The organism is Achromobacter animicus (genome assembly GCF_040775605.1).
Classification (GTDB): domain Bacteria; phylum Pseudomonadota; class Gammaproteobacteria; order Burkholderiales; family Burkholderiaceae_B; genus Achromobacter; species Achromobacter animicus.
Genome location: NZ_JAYGJK010000001.1, coordinates 6,040,923 through 6,059,712 on the forward strand (window position 1 = coordinate 6,040,923; position 18,790 = coordinate 6,059,712).

The 18,790-nt window shown below is 65.6% G+C and carries 15 protein-coding genes; 7 read left to right on the forward strand and 8 right to left on the reverse strand.

Annotated elements, in window-relative coordinates:
- Positions 1 to 195: 195 nt before the first annotated feature.
- A complete protein-coding gene (locus AB3147_RS27645; RefSeq protein ID WP_175185875.1) occupies positions 196 to 1,380 on the reverse strand; it encodes an MFS transporter in 1,185 nt (394 codons plus the stop codon).
- A 240-nt stretch (positions 1,381 to 1,620) separates the two neighbouring features.
- On the opposite strand from AB3147_RS27645, the gene uvrA reads away from it, so the two are divergent.
- Both uvrA and AB3147_RS27655 read left to right on the forward strand, forming a co-directional pair.
- Positions 1,621 to 4,476, forward strand: coding sequence for an excinuclease ABC subunit UvrA (uvrA, locus tag AB3147_RS27650; protein WP_239216363.1), 2,856 nt, complete (start codon positions 1,621 to 1,623; stop codon positions 4,474 to 4,476).
- A 32-nt stretch (positions 4,477 to 4,508) separates the two neighbouring features.
- Entirely contained in the window at positions 4,509 to 5,171 is a 663-nt protein-coding gene (locus AB3147_RS27655) for a glutathione S-transferase N-terminal domain-containing protein (RefSeq protein ID WP_367353470.1), read from the forward strand.
- Between the two features lie 10 nt (positions 5,172 to 5,181).
- Here the strand turns inward: AB3147_RS27655 and AB3147_RS27660 are convergent, their stop codons facing one another.
- Genes AB3147_RS27660 through AB3147_RS27670 form a run of 3 tightly spaced genes read right to left on the reverse strand, consistent with a single transcriptional unit; the run spans position 5,182 to position 8,048 of the window.
- Positions 5,182 to 6,309 carry a deoxyguanosinetriphosphate triphosphohydrolase gene (locus AB3147_RS27660; protein ID WP_175124767.1) on the reverse strand — a complete coding sequence of 376 codons (1,128 nt, stop codon included), beginning with the start codon at positions 6,307 to 6,309 and terminating at the stop codon, positions 5,182 to 5,184.
- A 24-nt stretch (positions 6,310 to 6,333) separates the two neighbouring features.
- Entirely contained in the window at positions 6,334 to 7,410 is a 1,077-nt protein-coding gene (gene aroB / locus AB3147_RS27665) for a 3-dehydroquinate synthase (RefSeq protein WP_175124768.1), read from the reverse strand.
- A complete protein-coding gene (locus AB3147_RS27670; protein WP_367353471.1) occupies positions 7,407 to 8,048 on the reverse strand; it encodes a shikimate kinase in 642 nt (213 codons plus the stop codon). The genes aroB and AB3147_RS27670 overlap by 4 nt, the downstream gene beginning before the upstream one ends.
- Before the next feature lie 113 nt (positions 8,049 to 8,161).
- Between AB3147_RS27670 and AB3147_RS27675 the strand changes: the two genes are divergently transcribed.
- Positions 8,162 to 10,609 (forward strand): penicillin-binding protein 1A, encoded by a 2,448-nt coding sequence (locus tag AB3147_RS27675; RefSeq protein ID WP_175124770.1) that lies wholly within the window; start codon positions 8,162 to 8,164, stop codon positions 10,607 to 10,609.
- A gap of 33 nt (positions 10,610 to 10,642) precedes the next feature.
- Here AB3147_RS27675 and cyaY read toward each other — a convergent pair whose 3' ends face one another.
- On the reverse strand, positions 10,643 to 10,972 hold the full coding sequence (gene cyaY / locus AB3147_RS27680; RefSeq protein ID WP_175124771.1) for an iron donor protein CyaY: 330 nt from the start codon (positions 10,970 to 10,972) through the stop codon (positions 10,643 to 10,645).
- A gap of 55 nt (positions 10,973 to 11,027) precedes the next feature.
- Here cyaY and lptM point away from each other — a divergent pair, with 55 nt between their 5' ends.
- A complete protein-coding gene (gene lptM, locus AB3147_RS27685) occupies positions 11,028 to 11,192 on the forward strand; it encodes an LPS translocon maturation chaperone LptM (RefSeq protein WP_313699793.1) in 165 nt (54 codons plus the stop codon).
- Positions 11,189 to 12,481 carry a diaminopimelate decarboxylase gene (gene lysA / locus AB3147_RS27690; RefSeq protein WP_367353472.1) on the forward strand — a complete coding sequence of 431 codons (1,293 nt, stop codon included), beginning with the start codon at positions 11,189 to 11,191 and terminating at the stop codon, positions 12,479 to 12,481. Before lptM ends, lysA begins: the two co-directional genes overlap by 4 nt.
- Positions 12,482 to 12,553: 72 nt before the next feature.
- Here lysA and ccsB read toward each other — a convergent pair whose 3' ends face one another.
- From ccsB to AB3147_RS27705, 3 genes are all read right to left on the reverse strand, one after another.
- Complete coding sequence (ccsB, locus tag AB3147_RS27695) at positions 12,554 to 13,900, reverse strand: c-type cytochrome biogenesis protein CcsB (protein ID WP_175136918.1); 1,347 nt, start codon at positions 13,898 to 13,900, stop codon at positions 12,554 to 12,556.
- A gap of 8 nt (positions 13,901 to 13,908) precedes the next feature.
- Positions 13,909 to 15,990: a cytochrome c biogenesis protein ResB gene (locus AB3147_RS27700; RefSeq protein ID WP_175124775.1), complete on the reverse strand. Its 2,082-nt coding sequence runs from the start codon at positions 15,988 to 15,990 to the stop codon at positions 13,909 to 13,911.
- Between the two features lie 119 nt (positions 15,991 to 16,109).
- Positions 16,110 to 16,811 carry a c-type cytochrome gene (locus AB3147_RS27705; protein WP_175124857.1) on the reverse strand — a complete coding sequence of 234 codons (702 nt, stop codon included), beginning with the start codon at positions 16,809 to 16,811 and terminating at the stop codon, positions 16,110 to 16,112.
- Between the two features lie 264 nt (positions 16,812 to 17,075).
- Here AB3147_RS27705 and yihA point away from each other — a divergent pair, with 264 nt between their 5' ends.
- Positions 17,076 to 17,699, forward strand: coding sequence for a ribosome biogenesis GTP-binding protein YihA/YsxC (yihA, locus tag AB3147_RS27710; RefSeq protein ID WP_056571052.1), 624 nt, complete (start codon positions 17,076 to 17,078; stop codon positions 17,697 to 17,699).
- Complete coding sequence (hemB, locus tag AB3147_RS27715) at positions 17,696 to 18,712, forward strand: porphobilinogen synthase (RefSeq protein ID WP_175124776.1); 1,017 nt, start codon at positions 17,696 to 17,698, stop codon at positions 18,710 to 18,712. Before yihA ends, hemB begins: the two co-directional genes overlap by 4 nt.
- Positions 18,713 to 18,790: the final 78 nt, after the last annotated feature.

The following is an 18,790-nucleotide window of genomic DNA, read 5'->3' on the forward strand; positions in this document are numbered from 1 at the left end:
CGCCGGTCATCGAAGCGATGACCGGCGATGCCCAGGTGAAGCCTGTGTTGATGCGTATTATCGACGAAAGCGCCCGCCGCGCCAAACGGGATCGGTGACAAATCGATCACCGCAGGCAAACCATTTCGGCGCTGTTGGACGCCGTTCGGGGCCAGATCCGCGACTTTCCAAAGCCTGCGGGAAAGCCCGCAACGGTCAGGCCAGGGGCCGCAGCGCCCAGGTGACCGCCAGCCACACGGCCGACAGGATTGCCGCGCCGATGAACACGGCGCTGGCGCCCGAATGCCCCGCCAGCCAGCCACCCAGCGCGCCCCCGGCGAACAGACCCGCGGCCTGCGCGGTGTTGTAGAAGCCCAGCGCCAATCCCTTGTAGGCCTGCGGCGCCACGCGCGAGACCAGCGACGGTTGCAGCGCCTCCAGCACATTGAAGGCGACGAAGAATCCGGTCAGCGCGATGGCCAGCGTGTAAAAGCCGTGGCTGGCGGCCGGCAGCAGCGCGCACACCAGCACCAGGCCGGCCACCGACGCGCGCAGCGCGCCGCGGTGCGCCCGGCGCTTTTCGGCCACGAAGACCACTGGCACCATCAGCACGAACGACACCAGGATGACCGGCAGGTAGACCTTCCACAGGTCGCGCGCGTCCAGTCCGCCGACCTTGGCCAGCAGCGCCGGCACCACGACAAACAGCGATACCTGGATCAGATGCAGGACAAAGACGCCAAAATTCAGCCGCAACAGGTCGCGATGGGTCAGGACCTCGCGCGGCTTGGCCGCCTGCATCGTGCGGGCCTGCGTGCGAGGCACCACGGGCACCACGAAGCGCGCCACGGCCAGGCAGACGACGCCCAGGCAGGCGATGGTCCAGAACAGGCCCGACAGCCCCCACCAGCCCACCAGCACCGGCGACAGCACCAGGGACACGGCGAACGACAATCCGATCGATGCGCCCACCATCGCCATCGCGCGCGTGCGCACCTCGTCGCGGGTGGCGTCGGCCAGCCAGGCGGTGACCGCGGCGGAAATGGCGCCGGCGCCCTGGATGGCACGGCCTATGGTGATCCAGAAGACGTCCGTCGCCTGCGCACAGACGATGCTGCCGGCGATAAACAGCAACAACCCGAAGATCACCACCGGACGGCGCCCCCAGCGATCGGACGCCAGACCGAAGGGAATCTGCATGAACGCCTGGGTCAGGCCGTACATGCCCAGCGCCAGCCCCACGCGGGCAGGATCGTCGCCGCCCGGCATGCCGCTTGCGGCAACGGCAAAAACCGGCAGCAACAGGAACAGCCCCAGCATCCGCGCGGCGAACAGGCCGGCCAGGGCCACGCTGGCGCGGCGCTCGGAGGGGGTCAATTTCAGTTTTTTATCTGCCGGCATGCGGAAATTTCAACGATGACTAGGGCGGCGCGCATGCTTCTCATGTCATACGCTCACGGTCTGATGCTTGCGGTGCGGCGCCGGCCTCGGGCCAGTCCAACCGGATGAACGGCCTTGAACGCGAGAGGATTCGGCGCGCTATAGTACCAAGTTGGCCTTTGAAATCGCTTAAATGCGCCCAAAGGGTGCGCGGGATCAAAGGCGTCATCGACGACGCAACTGGACGTTACCCATACCGACGTGACCATACGCATCCGGGGTGCTCGCACCCACAATCTCAAGAACGTCTCGCTGGACCTGCCGCGCCACAAGCTGGTGGTCGTCACTGGCCTGTCCGGGTCCGGCAAATCCTCGCTGGCATTCGACACGCTGTACGCGGAAGGCCAGCGGCGCTACGTGGAAAGCCTTTCGGCCTACGCCCGCCAGTTCCTGCAACTGATGGACAAGCCGGATGTGGATCTCATCGAGGGCCTGTCTCCGGCCATCTCGATCGAACAGAAGGCCGCGGGACACAACCCGCGCTCCACGGTCGGCACCATCACCGAAATCCACGACTACCTGCGCCTGCTCTACGCGCGGGTCGGCACGCCCTACTGCCCCGACCACGGCCTGCCGCTGCAGGCCCAGAGCGTCAGCCAGATGGTGGACGCGGTGCTGGGCTGGACGCCCGAGACGCGGCTGGCGGTGCTGGCGCCCATTGCGCGCGGCAAGAAAGGCAGCTTCGAGGACGAATGCGCCAGCCTGCAGGCGCAGGGCTACGTTCGACTGCGCGTCGATGGCCAATTGGTGGAAATCGACGGCATGGCGCCGCTGAAGAAGACCGAGAAGCACGATATCGACGTCGTCATCGACCGCCTGCGCATCAAGCCCGAAAGCAAGCAGCGCCTGGCCGAAAGCTTCGAGACGGCGCTGCAGCTCGCCGAAGGCCGTGCCCTGGCGCTGGACATGGACAGCGAGCGCGAACAGGTCTTCTCCAGCCGCTACGCCTGCCCGGTGTGCAGCCACAGCCTGCCCGAACTCGAACCGCGCCTGTTCAGCTTCAACAACCCGATGGGCGCCTGCCCCAGTTGCGACGGCATCGGACAGGTCGGCTTCTTCGATCCCAAGCGGGTCGTCGCCTTTCCGGAACTCAGCCTGGCCGCCGGCGCGATCCGCGGCTGGGATCGCCGCAATGCCTTCACGCACTCGCTGCTGACCAGCCTGGCCGCGCATTACGAATTCGACATCGAGGCGCCCTTCGAGGACCTGCCCGAAGCGTTGCGCGACAAGGTCCTGTACGGATCCGGCGAGGAAGAGATCTCGTTCCTGTACTTGAACGAAAAAGGCCGCAGCACCGTCAAGCGCCACACCTTCGAGGGCGTCATCCCGAATTTGGAGCGCCGCTGGCGCGAAACGGACTCGGCGACGGTGCGCGAGGAACTGGGCAAGTACCGCAACATCAAGACCTGCCCCGACTGCGCCGGCTCGCGCCTGCGCCCCGAAGCGCGCAATGTGCTGATCGGCCATGACCCGCGCGGCGGGGAACGCCACGGCCAGGCCATCTATGAAGTCGAGGCCATGCCGCTGTCCAGCTGCCTGGACTGGTTCCGCAACCTGAACCTGACGGGCGCCAAGCAGGAGATCGCGCAGCGCATCGTGCGCGAGATCGAGGCCCGGCTGAGCTTCCTGAACAACGTCGGCCTGAACTACCTGTCGCTGGACCGCAGCGCGGACACGATCTCCGGCGGCGAGGCACAGCGCATCCGGCTGGCCAGCCAGATCGGCTCGGGCCTGACGGGCGTGATGTACGTGCTGGACGAGCCCTCCATCGGCCTGCACCAGCGCGACAACGACCGCCTGATCGGCACGCTGCAGCACCTGCGCGATCTCGGCAACAGCGTCATTGTGGTCGAGCATGACGAGGACATGATCCGCATGGCCGACTGGGTCGTGGACATGGGACCGGGCGCGGGCGAGCACGGCGGCGAAGTCGTCGCTCAGGGCGATCCCGAGACCGTGCAGCGCGATCCCAATTCGCTGACCGGCCAATACCTGAGCGGCGCGCGCGCCATCGCCATCCCGAAGCGCCGCCCTGTCGACGACGAACTGCCGTGGCTGACGCTCACCGGCGCCACCGGCAACAACCTCAAGAACGTCGACCTGCACGTGCCCGCCGGCCGCCTCGTCTGCGTGACCGGCGTGTCCGGTTCGGGCAAGTCCACGCTCATCAACGACACGCTGGCGGTGGCCGTGTCGCGCCAACTGCATCACGCGCAGAGCGAGCCCGCCCCCTACGTGTCGATGCAGGGGCTGGAGAACTTCGACAAGATCATCAGCGTGGATCAAAGCCCCATCGGGCGCACGCCGCGCAGCAATCCCGCCACGTACACGGGGCTGTTCACGCCGATCCGCGAACTCTTCGCCGGCGTGCCGGAAGCGCGCACGCGCGGCTATGACCCGGGGCGGTTCAGTTTCAACGTGAAGGGCGGCCGCTGCGAAGCCTGCCAGGGCGACGGCGTGGTCAAGGTCGAGATGCACTTTCTGCCCGACATGTACGTGCCCTGCGACGTCTGTCACGGCAAGCGCTACAACCGCGAGACGCTCGAAATCCGCTACCGCGGCCGCAACATCAGCGAAGTGCTGGACCTGACGGTGGAGCAGGCGCTCGAATATTTCGAATCGGTGCCTGCCATCTCGCGCAAGCTGCATACGCTGATCGACGTGGGTCTGTCGTACATCCGCCTGGGGCAAAGCGCGACCACGCTGTCCGGCGGCGAGGCGCAGCGCGTGAAGCTTTCGCAGGAGCTGTCGCGCCGCAGCACCGGGCGCACGCTGTACATCCTGGACGAGCCGACGACCGGCCTGCATTTCCGCGACATCGAACTGCTGCTTCAGGTGCTCAATCAGTTGGTGGACGCCGGCAACACGGTGCTCATCATCGAGCACAACCTGGACGTCATCAAGACGGCCGACTGGCTTATCGACATGGGTCCTGAAGGCGGCGACGGCGGCGGCAGGGTCGTGGCGCAAGGCACGCCGGAAATCGTGGCAGCAACGCAGGCCAGCCATACCGGCCAGTATCTGGGCAAGCTTTTGCGCCGCAAGCCGGGCGACTGAACACCCCCACTCCATCCAATGGGAAAGCCAGCATGTACACCCTGATCATCGGCAACAAGAACTACTCGTCCTGGTCCATGCGTCCGTGGATCGCGCTGCGCGCCGCGGGCATCGCGTTCACGGAGCAGAAGGTCGGCCTGTTCACCGAGGAATTTTCCAAGCGTGTCGCGGCGGTGTCGCCCGCCGGCCTGGTGCCCGTGCTGCTGGACGGCGATTTCGCCGTGTGGGATTCGCTGGCCATCTGCGAGTACGCCGCCGAGCGTCATCCGGAGGCCGCCTTGTGGCCGAAAGATGCCAAGGCCCGTGCCCGCGCGCGATCGCTGGCCGCGCAGATGCACAGCGGTTTCGGCGCGCTGCGCCAAGCCATGCCGATGAATGTCGAAGCCGATTTGCCGGGCATCGACTTCCCCGACGCGGCGCTCGCGGACGTCGCGCGCGTGCAGGCCATCTGGCAGGAAACGCGTGTGCAGTTCGGCCAGGGCGGCCCGTTTCTTTTTGGGCGGTTTTCCATTGCCGACGCCTTCTTTGCGCCGGTGGTCTCGCGTTTCAAGACCTACAACATCGCCGCGGCAGGTCCGGTGCGCGAGTACATGGACGCTGTCCTGGCGCTGCCGGCTATGCGGGAATGGACGCGGGACGCGCTGGCCGAAGCGACCTTCGTCGAGGCCGACGAGCCCTACCGCAAGCAGCGCTGACAGCGGAACCCTACGCCATGTCGAACAGCCGCTTGTGTTCGCGGATGGCGTAGCGGTCGGTCATGCCGGCGATATAGTCCGAAATGGCGCGCGCCTGTTCGTTGAACTGCGCGCGGCGGTAATCGGGCGGCAGCAGACGCGGATCATCCAGGAACACCGCAAACAGCTCGCGCACGATGCGCCGCGCCTTGCGCGTCATGCGCAGCACGCGATAGTGGCGGTACAGGTTGTCGAACAGGAATTTCTTCAGCGTGTCGGCTTCGCGGCGGATCTCGTCGGAGAACCCCGCCAGCGGCGGCGAGCGGCGCACATCGTCCGCGCTGGCCGGCGCCGCGTCGCGGATGCGCGCCAGCGACGTGTGGGTCAGGTCGACGATCAGCGTATTGATCATGCGGCGTATCGTTTCAGCAACTGCGCGCCGCGGCGCCAGACCGGGATAGCGGTCCACCACGTACGCATGGTGGCGCTCGAAGATCGACACTTCCTTCAGCTGATCCAGCGTGATGAGCCCGGACCGCAGGCCGTCGTCCACGTCGTGGTTGTTATAGGCGATCTCGTCAGCCAGGTTGGCAAGCTGCGCCTCCAGCGACGGCTGCGTGCGGTTCAGAAACCGTTCGCCGACATCTCCCAGCACCCGTGCATGGGCCACCGAACAATGCTTGAGAATGCCCTCCCGCGTCTCGAAACACAGGTTCAGGCCATTGAAGTCGGCATAGCGCTCTTCAAGCTCATCCACCACCCGCAGGCTTTGCAGGTTGTGTTCAAAGCCGCCCGCCTCCGGCGCCAGTTCGCGCATGCAGGCGTTCAGCTCGTCCTGGCCGGCATGGCCGAACGGCGTGTGCCCCAGGTCGTGCGCCAGCGAAATGGCTTCGGTCAGGTCTTCGGACAGCCCCATGCTGCGCGCCAGCGTGCGCGCGATCTGCGCCACTTCCAGGCTGTGCGTAAGGCGTGTGCGGAACAGGTCGCCTTCATGATTGACGAAGACCTGCGTCTTGTATTCCAGCCGCCGGAAGGCGCTGGAATGGACGATGCGATCCCGGTCGCGCTGGAATTCCGTGCGGTTCTCGGGTGGCGGCTCGGCATGCGCCCGGCCGCGCGATCGGGACGGGTGAGAAGCATAGGAAGCCAGTTCATTCATCTGCAACACCGTCCTTTACTACGTTTACTGGGTAGTTCGTGCCAGCACGGCGCGCACCGCGTCGTCGGGGGCCGGCCGCATCAGGGCTTCACCGATGCGTGTCATGAGCACGTAGCGGATCGAGCCGCCTTCGGTCTTCTTGTCCACCTGCATCAGGTCCAACCAACGGTCGGCGCCCAGGTCCGGCGCGACGGTCGGGCAGCCGATGGCCTGGACCAGCGCGCGAACGCGTTCGACGTCGGCGGGATCAAAGCCGGCCACATCGGCCGACAGCTCAGCGGCTTGCACCATGCCGCAGCCCACGGCCTCGCCGTGCAGCCAGGCGCCGTAGCCCAGGCCCGATTCGATGGCATGGCCGAACGTATGACCCAGGTTCAGGATGGCGCGCAGCCCGGATTCCCGCTCGTCCTTGCCCACCACCTGCGCCTTCAGCTCGCACGAGCGGCGGATGGCATACGTGACGGCCTCCGGGTCCAGGGCGCGCAGTTTTTGCGCATTGTCCTCGCACCAGCGCCAGAATTCCGGATCCAGGATGAGGCCGTACTTGATGACCTCGGCCAGGCCTGCCGAGACCTCGCGCGCCGGCAGGGTGCCCAGCACGTCGGTATCGATCTCGACCGCGATCGGCTGGTAGAAGGCGCCGATCATGTTCTTGCCCAGCGGGTGGTTCACGGCCGTCTTGCCGCCCACCGAGGAGTCGACCTGCGCCAGCAGCGTGGTGGGCACCTGCAGAAAACGCACGCCGCGCATGTACACGGCCGCGGCAAAACCCGTCATGTCGCCAATGACGCCGCCGCCCAGCGCCACCAGGACGCAGCGCCGGTCCAGTCGATTGCCCAGCAGCGCGTCGAAGATCAGGTTGAGCGACTGCCAGTCCTTATAGGCCTCGCCGTCGGGCAGCTCGATGCGCAGCACCCGCTTGCCCGTGCGCGCCAGCGCGGCTTCGGCGCGTTCGGCATACAGGGCCGCCACGGTCGGATTGGTGACCACCGCAATCGCGGTGGCGTCCGCGGGAATGCATTGATCCAGGGAGTCCAGACGGCCCGGTCCGATGTGGATCGGATAGCTTCCGCCCGGAGTTTCAACGTCAACAACGTTCATATGCGCTTCTCGAATGCTTGTAATTGCGGCAGCAGCGCCTTGACCAGGGTGTGGATGGGCATTGACCCCGTTTCCACCACCAGGTCGGCGACTTCCTTGTATAGGGGCTCGCGCCGGGTCATCAGGTCGCGAAGGGTGCCGCGCGGGTCGGCGGTGGCCAGGAGGGGCCGATTGCGGTCGCGGCAGGTCCGGCGGAACAATTCGTCCACGCTGGCGCGCAGATAGACGACGATGCCGCGCTCGTGCAGAAGCTGCCGGTTCCCGGCGTCCAGGATGGCGCCGCCGCCCGTTGCAAGAATTATGTTGCGCCGTTGGGTACACTCTTCCAAGGCGGCGGACTCTCGGCGACGAAAACCGGCTTCGCCCTCGATTTCGAAGATTACCGGCACCCGCACGCCGCAACGCGCCTCGAGCTCATGATCCAGATCCATAAAGTCGCGCCCCAGCGCGCGCGCCAGGCTACGGCCTATGGTTGTCTTGCCCGCGCCCATCATTCCGACCAAAAATACCGGCAGGTCGTGCGGCAACGACGCGGTCTTGCCCGAGCACTCGACGGCGCAGGGCTGGCTTTCAGGCGCGGCGTCGGCGCGCGCCGGGTCCGGGGCTGCCTCCGGACATGAGTTAGCGGCAAAGTTCATGGCGGCATTATCACATTTGCCGCAGTTGCCCGCGCACCACACTGACCTATTTTGTTACAGAAACCGATCCGCCACGATGAGGCGGGACCGGAGATACCCGTAAAATCGCCGCGATGAGCAAGCCCCAGAATTCCTCCAAGAAAGACAAGCCCGCCAGCAGCGGCTCCCCGATACTGCGGTTCTTCGTTAAAACCGGCATCCTTTTCGCCGGCCTGTTCCTGTGCGGCGTCCTGCTCGCGGGCATGGCGCTGGCGCTCGCGTGGCCCAACCTGCCCGACCTGAACGCCATGACGGACTACCGTCCGCGGGTGCCGCTGCGCGTGTACACCGCAGACCGCGTCCTCATCGGCGAGTTCGGCGAAGAACGCCGCAACGTGCTGCGCTTCAACGAAATCCCGGACGTCATGAAATCGGCGGTCCTGGCGGCCGAGGACGACCGCTTCTATCAGCACGGCGGGATCGACTGGATGGGCGTGGTGCGGGCCGGCCTGACCAACCTGATCAACATGTCCAAGACGCAGGGCGCCAGCACGATCACGATGCAGGTCGCACGCAACTTCTACCTGTCGTCCGAAAAGACCTATTCACGCAAGTTCTACGAACTGCTGCTGACCTTCAAGATTGAATCCGAGCTCACCAAGGACCAGATCCTCGAGCTCTACATGAACCAGATCTACCTGGGCCATCGCGCCTACGGGTTTGCGGCCGCGTCGCGCACGTATTTCGGCAAGCCGCTGTCCGAAATTACGCCGGCCGAAGCCGCCATGCTGGCCGGCATCCCCAAGGCCCCCTCGCGCTTCAACCCCATTGCCAACCGCCCCCGCGCCGAACTCCGCCAGCGCTACGTGCTGGGCCGCATGCACTCGCTGGGCTACCTGACCGAACCCGAATACAAGCAGGCGATGGCGCAGCCCATCGTCATGAAGTCCGCCGAAGGCACCCCGGCCGGCGGCTATTCCATCCATGGCGAATACGTGGCCGAGCTGGCGCGCCAGCTCCTCTACAACGTGTACCAGGACAACGTCTATTCGCGCGGCATCAACATCTACACGACCGTGCAGTCCAAGGACCAGGAAGCCGCCTACCGCGCCGTGCGCGAAGGCGTGCTGGAATACACGCGCCGCGCGCCCTACCCCGGCCCGGAAGAACAGCTGGACCTGCCCGCCGGCACCGAGAACAATCCCGCCGCGCTGGACGAGTTCCTGGATGGCGTGTTCGACAAGTTCCCCGACAGCGGCGACCTGCTGACCGCGGTCGTGCTGTCGGCCAGCCCCACCGAAGTGAAGCTGGCGCGCAGCTCGCGCGAAGTCATCACCGTGACGGACAAGAAGGTGCTGGGTGTCGTGGCCCGCGCGCTGAACGACAAGGCCAAGCCCGAACAGCGCATCAAGCGCGGCTCCGTGGTCTACATCCGCAAGTTCGGCGACAACTGGGAAATCATCAACCTGCCGTCGGTGCAGGCAGCCTTCGTGGCGCTGTCGCCGCAGGACGGCGCCATCCGTGCCATGGTCGGCGGCTTCGATTTCTACCGCGGCAACTTCAACCGCGTGACACAGGCATGGCGCCAGCCGGGCTCGAACATCAAGCCCTTCATCTACGCCGCCTCGCTGGAACGCGGCCTGACGCCGGGCACGCAGATCTCGGACCAGCCGTTCGAACTGACCGCCGCGCAAACCGGCTCGAAGGCCTGGAATCCCAAGAACTACGGGAACCAGTACGAGCCCATGCTGACGCTGCGCCAAGGCCTGTACAAGTCCAAGAACATGGTGTCGATCCGCATCCTGCAGGCCATCGGCCCGCAGTACGCGCAGGATTACCTGACCCGCTTCGGCTTTGACAAGGCGCGCCAGCCCGCCGTGCTGCCGCTGGCGCTGGGCGCAGGTTCGGTCACGCCGCTGCAACTGGCCGGCGCCTTCTCGGTGTTCGCCAACGGCGGCTACCGCGTCACGCCTTATCTCATCGACCGTGTCACCGACAGCAGCGGCAAGGTCATCATGCAATCCAAGCCGGTTGTGGCCGGCGACGCGGCAGCCCGCGCCATCGACCCGCGCACCGCCTGGGTCATGGACGACATCCTGCGCGGCGTCACCACGTACGGCACCGCGGCGCGCGCCCGGGCGCTCCTCAAGCGCGGCGACATCGCCGGCAAGACGGGCACGACCAACGAATCCGTGGACGCCTGGTTCTCGGGCTACACGCCGACGCTGGCGGCAACCGCCTGGCTGGGCTTTGACCAGCCCAAGTCGCTGGGTTCGCGCGAAACCGGCGGTGGCGTCGCCATGCCGATCTGGGTGGACTACATGCAGAGCGTGCTGAAGGGCGTGCCGGAAGAAAAGCAGCGTCCGCGTCCGGACGGTCTGCTCGTCGAAAACGGCGAGTTCTACTTCTCGGAGTTTCCGCCGGGACAAGCCGTGGCGCGCCTCGGACTGCCCGAAGCCGACACGCTGGGTGAATTCCTGAATGGCCTGAGCAGCAGCTCCAGCGAGGACACCCGGATCAAGGTCGCGCCGGGCGTGGGGACGCAAACCACCACGCCCTGGTCGCAGAAGATTCCTTTCTGATGCAAAAAGGCCGGCCCACTGGGCCGGCCTTTTTTACAGCCGTATCGTCACGGGGACGCCGGCGGCAGCGGAGCAGATCTGAGACAGGGCGTCCGGCAGCTGCGGTCCTCCCCGGGTATCGTTCCAGTGCTGGCCATCAAAGCGGTAGTGGAAGCCGCCGCTGCGCGCGGCGACCCACAGCTCCTGCATGGCGGCCTGGCTGTTCACCACGACGTGGGTGTTGTCCTCGAAAACCATGGTCAGCACATTGCCGCTGCGGCTGGTTTCGACATCGACGTCGAGCGAAGCCGCCCAGTCATCGGCCTGGCTTTCGATGCTGTCCAGCACCTGGTCGATCAACGCAAGAAATTCGGTTTCGGTCATAATCGAGCCTGCAAGAATTACGGAGTTCCCAGTGTTCCAATTGGCATACAGCCGCATGGCTCTTCGCATTGTAGCCACGCTCATGGCGACCGGCATCGTGGCGGCCTGCGGGTACAAGGGGCCGCTCTACATGCCGCCGCCCCCTGAAGGCAAGGCGCCGGCCAGCACGCAGCAGACCGCGCCGCCGACGCAGATCCCTCCTGCCCCGGCCCTCCCATGACGCCTCCGTTCCCGACCCCGCCAGAATTGGCCGGCCATCCCTACTTCCAGTACCGCAATAATGTGTTGTACGCCGAAGATGTGCCGCTTGACCATCTGGCCGAACGGTTGGGAACGCCCCTTTACGTCTACTCCCGCGCGGCACTGAAAGCCGCGTGGCAATCCTATTGCAGCGCCATCGGGCAACGCCCCGTGCTCGTCTGCTACGGCATGAAGGCCAACTCCAACCTGGCTGTGCTGGGCGAGTTCGCGCGGTTGGGCGCCGGTTTTGACATCGTGTCGGGTGGCGAATTGCATCGGGCGCTCGCCGCGGGCGCCGATGCCTCCCGCATCGTGTTTTCGGGCGTAGGCAAGCAAGCCTGGGAAATGCGCGATGCCCTGCACGCCGGCGTAAAGTGCTTCAACGTCGAATCGGTCGACGAACTGCACCGCCTGTCCGACGTCGCGGCACACATGGGCCTGCGCGCCCCCGTGTCGCTGCGCGTGAACCCGGACGTCGACGCCCGCACGCACCCGTACATCTCGACCGGCCTGAAGGAAAACAAATTCGGCATCGCCATCGGCGACGCGCTCGAGGCCTACCGCACTGCGCAGTCGCTGCCTGGTCTTCAGATCGTCGGCGTGGACTGCCACATCGGCTCGCAGCTCACCGACATCAGTCCCTACTTCGATGCCCTCGAAAAGCTGCTGGACCTGATCGAAAGCCTGCAACAGGCGGGCATCGCTATCGAACACCTGGACCTGGGCGGTGGACTGGGCATCCGCTACCTGGACGAGACGCCGCCTTCGCCCCGCGCCCTGCTCGACCGCGTTTTTGAACGGTTGAACGCGCGCGGCCAAGGTCATCTGCAACTGGTGCTGGAACCGGGACGCTCGCTCGTCGGCAACGCCGGCGTACTGCTCACCACCGTCCAGTACATCAAGCATGCCGAAGCCCGCAATTTCGCTATCGTCGACGCAGCCATGAACGACCTGCTGCGCCCGGCGCTCTATGACGCGTTCCATGGCGTGCAACCGCTGCACCCGCGCGCCGGCGACCCCGCCGAATACGACCTCGTCGGCCCTGTGTGCGAAAGCGCCGACTGGCTGGCAAAGCAGCGCCTGCTGACCATCCGCCAGGGCGACGTGCTGGCGGTGGAATCGGCCGGCGCCTACGGCATGACCATGGCCAGCAACTACAACTCGCGCGGGCGCCCGGCCGAGGTCATGGTCGACGGCGACAAATACTATGTCGTGCGCCAGCGCGAAACCCTCGCGGACCAGCTTCGCGGCGAATCGCTGCTACCCTGAACCGGCGTCGCGCAAAAGACAAAGGCCCCTGCATGCAGGGGCCTTCGTTCGTCTGCCGGGATATTCGCGGCGTTAAAGCTGGCCGTACGAGTGCAGGCCCGACAGGAACATGTTCACGCCCAGGAACGCAAACCCCGTGATCAACAGGCCTATCAGCGCCCAGTAGGCAGCCATCGCGCCACGCAGGCCCTTGATAAGCCGCATGTGCAGCCAAGCCGCGTAATTCAGCCAGACGATCAGCGCCCAGGTTTCCTTCGGGTCCCACTGCCAGTACGCGCCCCACGCGTCGGCGGCCCACAGCGCCCCCAAAATGGTGGCCACCGTGAAGAAGGCGAACCCGATCGCGATGGCGCGATACATGATGTCGTCCAGCACTTCCAGCGAGGGTAGCGCCTCCGCGATGCGGCGGCGGCCCAGAAGAATGGCGCCCACGATCACCGCGCCCACGCCGAAGTACAGCATCCAGGTGGCCGACAGGCCATCGGTGCGGAACACCATCGGCTCGGCGCATAGCAACACGCCCAGGATGAACAGCGGCGCCAGCTTGGCCCACGACGTGGTCTGACCGTGCTGCTTGACCAGGTACGCAAAGCCCACCATCGCCGCCAGCGAGAACGTGCCGTAGCCGATGAAATTGGCGGGCACGTGCAGTTTCATCCACCAGCTTTTTAGCGCGGGCACCAGCGGCTGGATCTGTCCCGCGTCGCGCGTGAACGAATACCAGAGCAGGAACACGACGGCCGAGGTGACCACCAGCATCACGAAGCCGCCCAGCGCGCGCGTGGCGTACTTGCGTTCGTAGTACAGATAGAACAGCGCCGTGATGAGGCAAAACAGCACGAAGACTTCATACAGGTTGCTGACCGGGATATGACCCAGGTCCGGACCCATCAGATGGCCCTCGCGCCAGCGCACGAGCAGACCCGTGACGCCAGCAAACACCGCGCCCCAATTCAGCGCCGTGCCCAGCCAGGCAGCCGTCGGGCTGAAAAGGCCGATCCAGTAGCACACCATCGACAGCGCAAACAGCGCGCTCATCCAAAGAATGGCGGACTGCGAAGAAAACAGAAACTTCAGGAAGAACACCTGCTCGGCGCGGGCGAGGTCGGTGCCATAGAGCATCAGCGCCAGGCCCGACGAGATCGCACAGGCGATCATCAGCCGGCGCAGCGGCCGCCACAGCCAGCCCAGCCAGGCCACCGCGGGCACCGTGCCGCACAGGATGATCTTCTCGTAGTAGTCCATCGCGTGCCCGTAGCGGGTCAGCGCGAATCCCGCGCCCGCTGCCAGCAGCAAAAAGAAGACGATGTCGGTCCAGTCGGGCTTGCCGCGTTGCGCGCGGCTGTCGCCGGTTTCGGATAAGGCGTCCTGCCAGAGCGTTTCAGGCGACGGGGGTTGCGTGGTGGTCGTCGTGGACATAAATAACCTCAGGACCCTTTTTTCTGGCGCAGCAGCGCCTGCTTGAAGCGTTCAAACTCTTGATTGAAGTCAAGTGTACGCTTCTGAGACGTCATGGCCGCCAGGACGCTGCTGCCGCCGCCTTGCGGCTTGACCCAGATCCAGACACGACGATCGCGAATGTAGAACATGGAGAACACGCCCAGGACCAGCAGCAGGCTGCCCAGGTAGACCGTGTTTTTGCCCGGCGTGCGGCTGACCTGGAACACGCTGGCCTGCACGTGATTGAAGTCGGCCAGCGACAGGAACACCGGCGCGGGATAGACGGTCAGGTCGGACAGCGCCGCCACTGCCAGGCGCGACCACACCGCCGCACGTTCGCCCTCCTGGCCCTCGACGGGCACGGGCGGCTGACCCGCGCGTTCGCGCGCGATGGCGCGCAATTCGTTCATGCTGGCGCCGATCAGGCGGATCACGACATCGGCCGCGCGCTCAAGATCCGGGGCCGGCGTATTGGCTTGCAGGAAAGCCGCGACGGCCTGCAGGCCGCCGGCGGCAAAGGTGTCCAGCGCGCGCTCTGCCGCGGTTTCCAGCGGTTGGCGGTCCGCGCCCGATGGGCTGTTGCGTTCGGCAAAGCGGCGGGCGGCTTCCTTGCGCGCGGCCGGATCGGCCAGGGTGGCGCGCAGGCGCATGAATTCAGCGATGGTGCTGTCGTCGTCGGCCGGAATGCGCAGATAGCGGAACGGCTCGGACGCGTTGTTGCGCACGCCGGCCAGGAACACGGCCGCGCCGTCCAGCTCGACGGGCAGCATGTAGTTCTGGAATTCGTGCGCCTGGCCCGCATCGTCGATCAGCTTGTACTCGACGCTGGGCCCGACGTTGCGCAGGTTCTCGTTCTTCTTGCCGGCAGCGCTGCCGGCAACCGATGCCACGTGTTCCGCAAAGCTCTGGTCGGCGCCCTTGGGGTCGCCCCGGGTCAGGTCCTCGACGTTGATGGGACGCATGGCCGTGATCTCGATGCCCATGCTGCGCGGGCCCTTGGCCGTCTGCGCGGTGAGCTCGCTGGTCTTGCCGACCGTGCCATCGACCGAGAACGTGGCGTCGTTGGCGCCCACCAGCGGATAGCCCTTGAGCGCGACCGTGCTGCCGCCATCGTCAAAGCTGGATTGATAGACCGTCATGCCCTTGAAGCGCAGCGGTTCGTTGACCTCGATGGTGGAATCGAAGGTCTTGCCGGTGTCCGGGTCCGTGACCTCGACTTCGCTGGCGAAGCGGCTGGGCATACCGGTGGAGTAATAGTCGACGACGAACTTCTTGAGCTTGAGCGTGAAGGGCATCGGCTGCACCAGGGCGCCGTCACCCACCATCACGACCGCGGTGCTGGCCTGGCCGCCCTCGGGCACGAGGACGCTGGCGCGAAAGCTCGGGTTGTTGACCGACAGGCGGCCGCTTTCCGGCACTTCGGAGATCAGCATGTTGTCGACGATGGGCTGCTTGCCGCCGAACATGACCTGCAGGCGCACCGGCAACTCGCTGTCGAGCAGGCCGCCGATACAGATGATGACCATGGCCGCGTGGGCAAACACATAACCCAGGCGGTTCGCGCTGCCCTTCTTGGCGGCCAGCAGGACGCCATCCTGGTCCTCGCGCACGCGCACCGCATACCCCATGCGGCCCAGCAGCGCCTTCAGGCCGGTCACGGTCTGCGGCACGCCGGTGGGCTCGGTGGTTTCCACGCGATGCGGGAATGCGCGCAAGCTGCCCTCGCGCACGTGCTCGCGGAACGACCGGGCGTCGCGCAGCATCTTGGGCGCATTGCGGATCAGGCACACCGAGGTCGACACGACCAGAAAGCCCATGATCAGCAGGAACCACCAGCTGTTGTAGACGTGCCAGATGGAGAACTTGTCGAACACTTCAAACCAGAACGGGCCGAACTGGTCGATGTAGTTGTTGGACGAGCGGTTCTGCTGCAGCACCGTTCCTACGAGGCTGGCCACGCAGATGAACATCAGCAGGCTGACGGCAAAACGCATCGAACCCAGAAGTTCAAAGAGATCGCCTGGCAGGCTGCGCAAAGAGGGGCGGGAGTGGGTTCGAGTCGAATTCATGAAAAAAGGGGGGCCGCGCTATCGGCTACCCCCCTCATAGACAGTGCATGACGGAACGAGGTTCCGGCACGCGCAAGTTGCATCAACGCGGACCGGCCGCGCACGTTGCGGCCGATCGTTTACCGAAGGCCGGCCGCGTAATCCGACACCGCCTTGATGTCGGCGTCCGACATGCGGTCCGCGATGGCATGCATGACGTCGTTCTTGCGGTCGCCGCTACGGAAAAGCTTCAGTTGCTCTTCGATGTACACGGGGAACTGGCCCGACAGACGGGGGTACTGACCGGGAATCCCGGCGCCATTGGCAGAATGGCATGCCGCGCAAGCCGGGACGTTGCGGTCTGGCAAACCGCCACGCCAGATCTTTTGACCTAGCTCAACCAGGTTCTCATGGCCAGCCGTGGCGGGCTCTTTGAGCGGCTGCGTTGCCAGGTACAGCGCGATGTTCTGCATGTCGGCCGGCGTCAGGTTCTGCACCATGACGGTCATGGGGCTGGGATTGCCGCCCGGGCCGTTGCGAACAGGCGCTTTGGCGCCTTCCTTCACCTTGAAGTCGGCAAGCTGCTTGGCCAGGTATTCGTGCGGCTGCGCGGCCAGGTTCGGGTTCACCGGAATGGTGCTGTTACCCGCCGCGCCGTGACAGGAGGCACAGGCAATGATGCCGCGGGCCGCGTCGCCTTGGTCAAACAGCTGACCGCCCTTGGCGGCATCTGGTTTGGCCGGGCCCGCAGCGCCATTGGCGGCGAAACTCGTAGCAGAGAGGGCGGAGGCGCCGAGCAACAGCCCGCTCGCAACCAACATCCGGGACAGCACACGCTTCATGAAGACCTCGACGATCACATCGATCAAGGCGCAAAAAGGCGCCCACGCCTGCCCGCACTCGCAGTAAAACCGTATCGAACCTGTTTTGCTTGTCCTGCTTGCGATCTTTCTGCGAAGCTGCGTCAGCGCTGCCCGAAAGGGGCTTTTATCGGCTGGATGACAGCTAAACAGTAAGCAAAAAAGACGGCTCCGCGCACGGGGACCACTGTAGCAAACGCCGGATTATACAATAGGGCTCGAAACCAACCGTATCGAAAGCCATCCGTGTCCCTCCTACATCGCGCCTCCTTCCTCACTTCCGCGGCTCGCCTCGACCAGTTGCCGCCCGCCGGCGCTCCCGAGGTCTGCTTTGTCGGCCGCTCCAACGCCGGCAAGTCCACGTCCATCAACGTGCTGTGCAACCAGCGCCGTCTTGCGTTCTCCAGCAAGACGCCGGGCCGCACGCGCCTGATCAACATGTTCGGCCTGCCGGACCCGCTGGACCCGGAAGCCCACATCGGCTATCTGGTCGACCTGCCCGGCTACGGCTATGCATCCGTGGCCCGCAACGAGAAGGAAAAGTGGGCGGACATCCTGGGCGGCTACCTGCGCGACCGTGAATCGCTCGTCGGCATCGTGCTGCTCATCGACATCCGCCGCGGCGTGACCGAACTGGACCGGCGCCTGGCGAACTTCATTGCACCCACCGGCCGCCCGGTGCTGGCGCTGCTGACCAAGGCCGACAAGCTGCCGTACGGTCAGCGCATGCGCACCGTGTTCTCGGTCCGCAAGGATCTGGCCGACATCGGCGCGCTGCACACGATTCCCTTCTCGGCGCCCGAGCGCATCGGCCTGGAAGAAGCCGGCGCCCACATCGAAAATTGGATTTCCCCCAAGGTCGTACCATGAACCCGCAGATCATCACCCCAGAGTTTCCGGTTTCCCGCCCCCGCCGCCTGCGCCGCGACGACTTCACCCGCCGTCTGGTGCGCGAGAACGCACTGACGGTCAATGACCTGATCTACCCCGTCTTCGTGGCCGAAGGCTCCGGCCTGCGGCAGGCTGTGGCCTCGCTGCCCGGCGTGGTCCGCTATTCGCTGGACACGCTGCTGCCCGTGGCCGAAGAATGCGTGGCGCTGGGCATCCCCGTGCTGTCGCTGTTTCCCGCCATCGACCCGTCGCTGAAGACCCCGGACGGCATCGAAGCCACCAACCCCGACGGCCTGATCCCGCGCGTGGTCCGCGAGCTGAAGTCGCGTTTCCCGGAACTGGGCGTGCTGTGCGATGTGGCTCTGGACCCGTACACCAGCCACGGCCAGGACGGCGTCATCGACGCGGACGGCTACGTCGTCAACGAACCCACCGTCGAGATCCTGGTCAAGCAGGCGCTCACGCAGGCCGAAGCCGGCGTCGACATGGTCGCCCCCAGCGACATGATGGACGGCCGCATCGGCGCGGTGCGTCGCGCGCTCGAGGCCAATGGCCACATCCATACGCGCATCATGGCGTATTCGGCCAAGTACGCCAGCGCGTTCTACGGCCCCTTCCGCGATGCCGTGGGCTCGGCCACCAATCTGGGCAAGTCCAACAAGATGGCCTACCAGATGGATCCGGGCAACATCGACGAGGCGCTGCGTGAAGTGGCCGGCGACCTGCAGGAAGGCGCCGACATGGTGATGGTCAAGCCGGGCATGCCTTACCTGGACGTGCTGCGCCGGGTCAAGGACACGTTCCGCGTGCCGACCTTCGCCTACCAGGTCAGCGGCGAATACGCCATGATCAAGGCGGCCGCCGCCAATGGCTGGCTGGATCACGACAAGGTCATGATGGAAGCGCTGCTGGCCTTCAAGCGCGCCGGCGCCGACGGCATCCTGACGTACTTCGCCATCGAAGCGGCCAAGCTGCTGAAAAGCCAGCGCTAGAAAGACCTCCGGGCGCGGCGGCTTTGGCCGTCTGCGCTCGGCGCCACCCGCCGGCCAGGACGCCGGCAATCCCCGCCA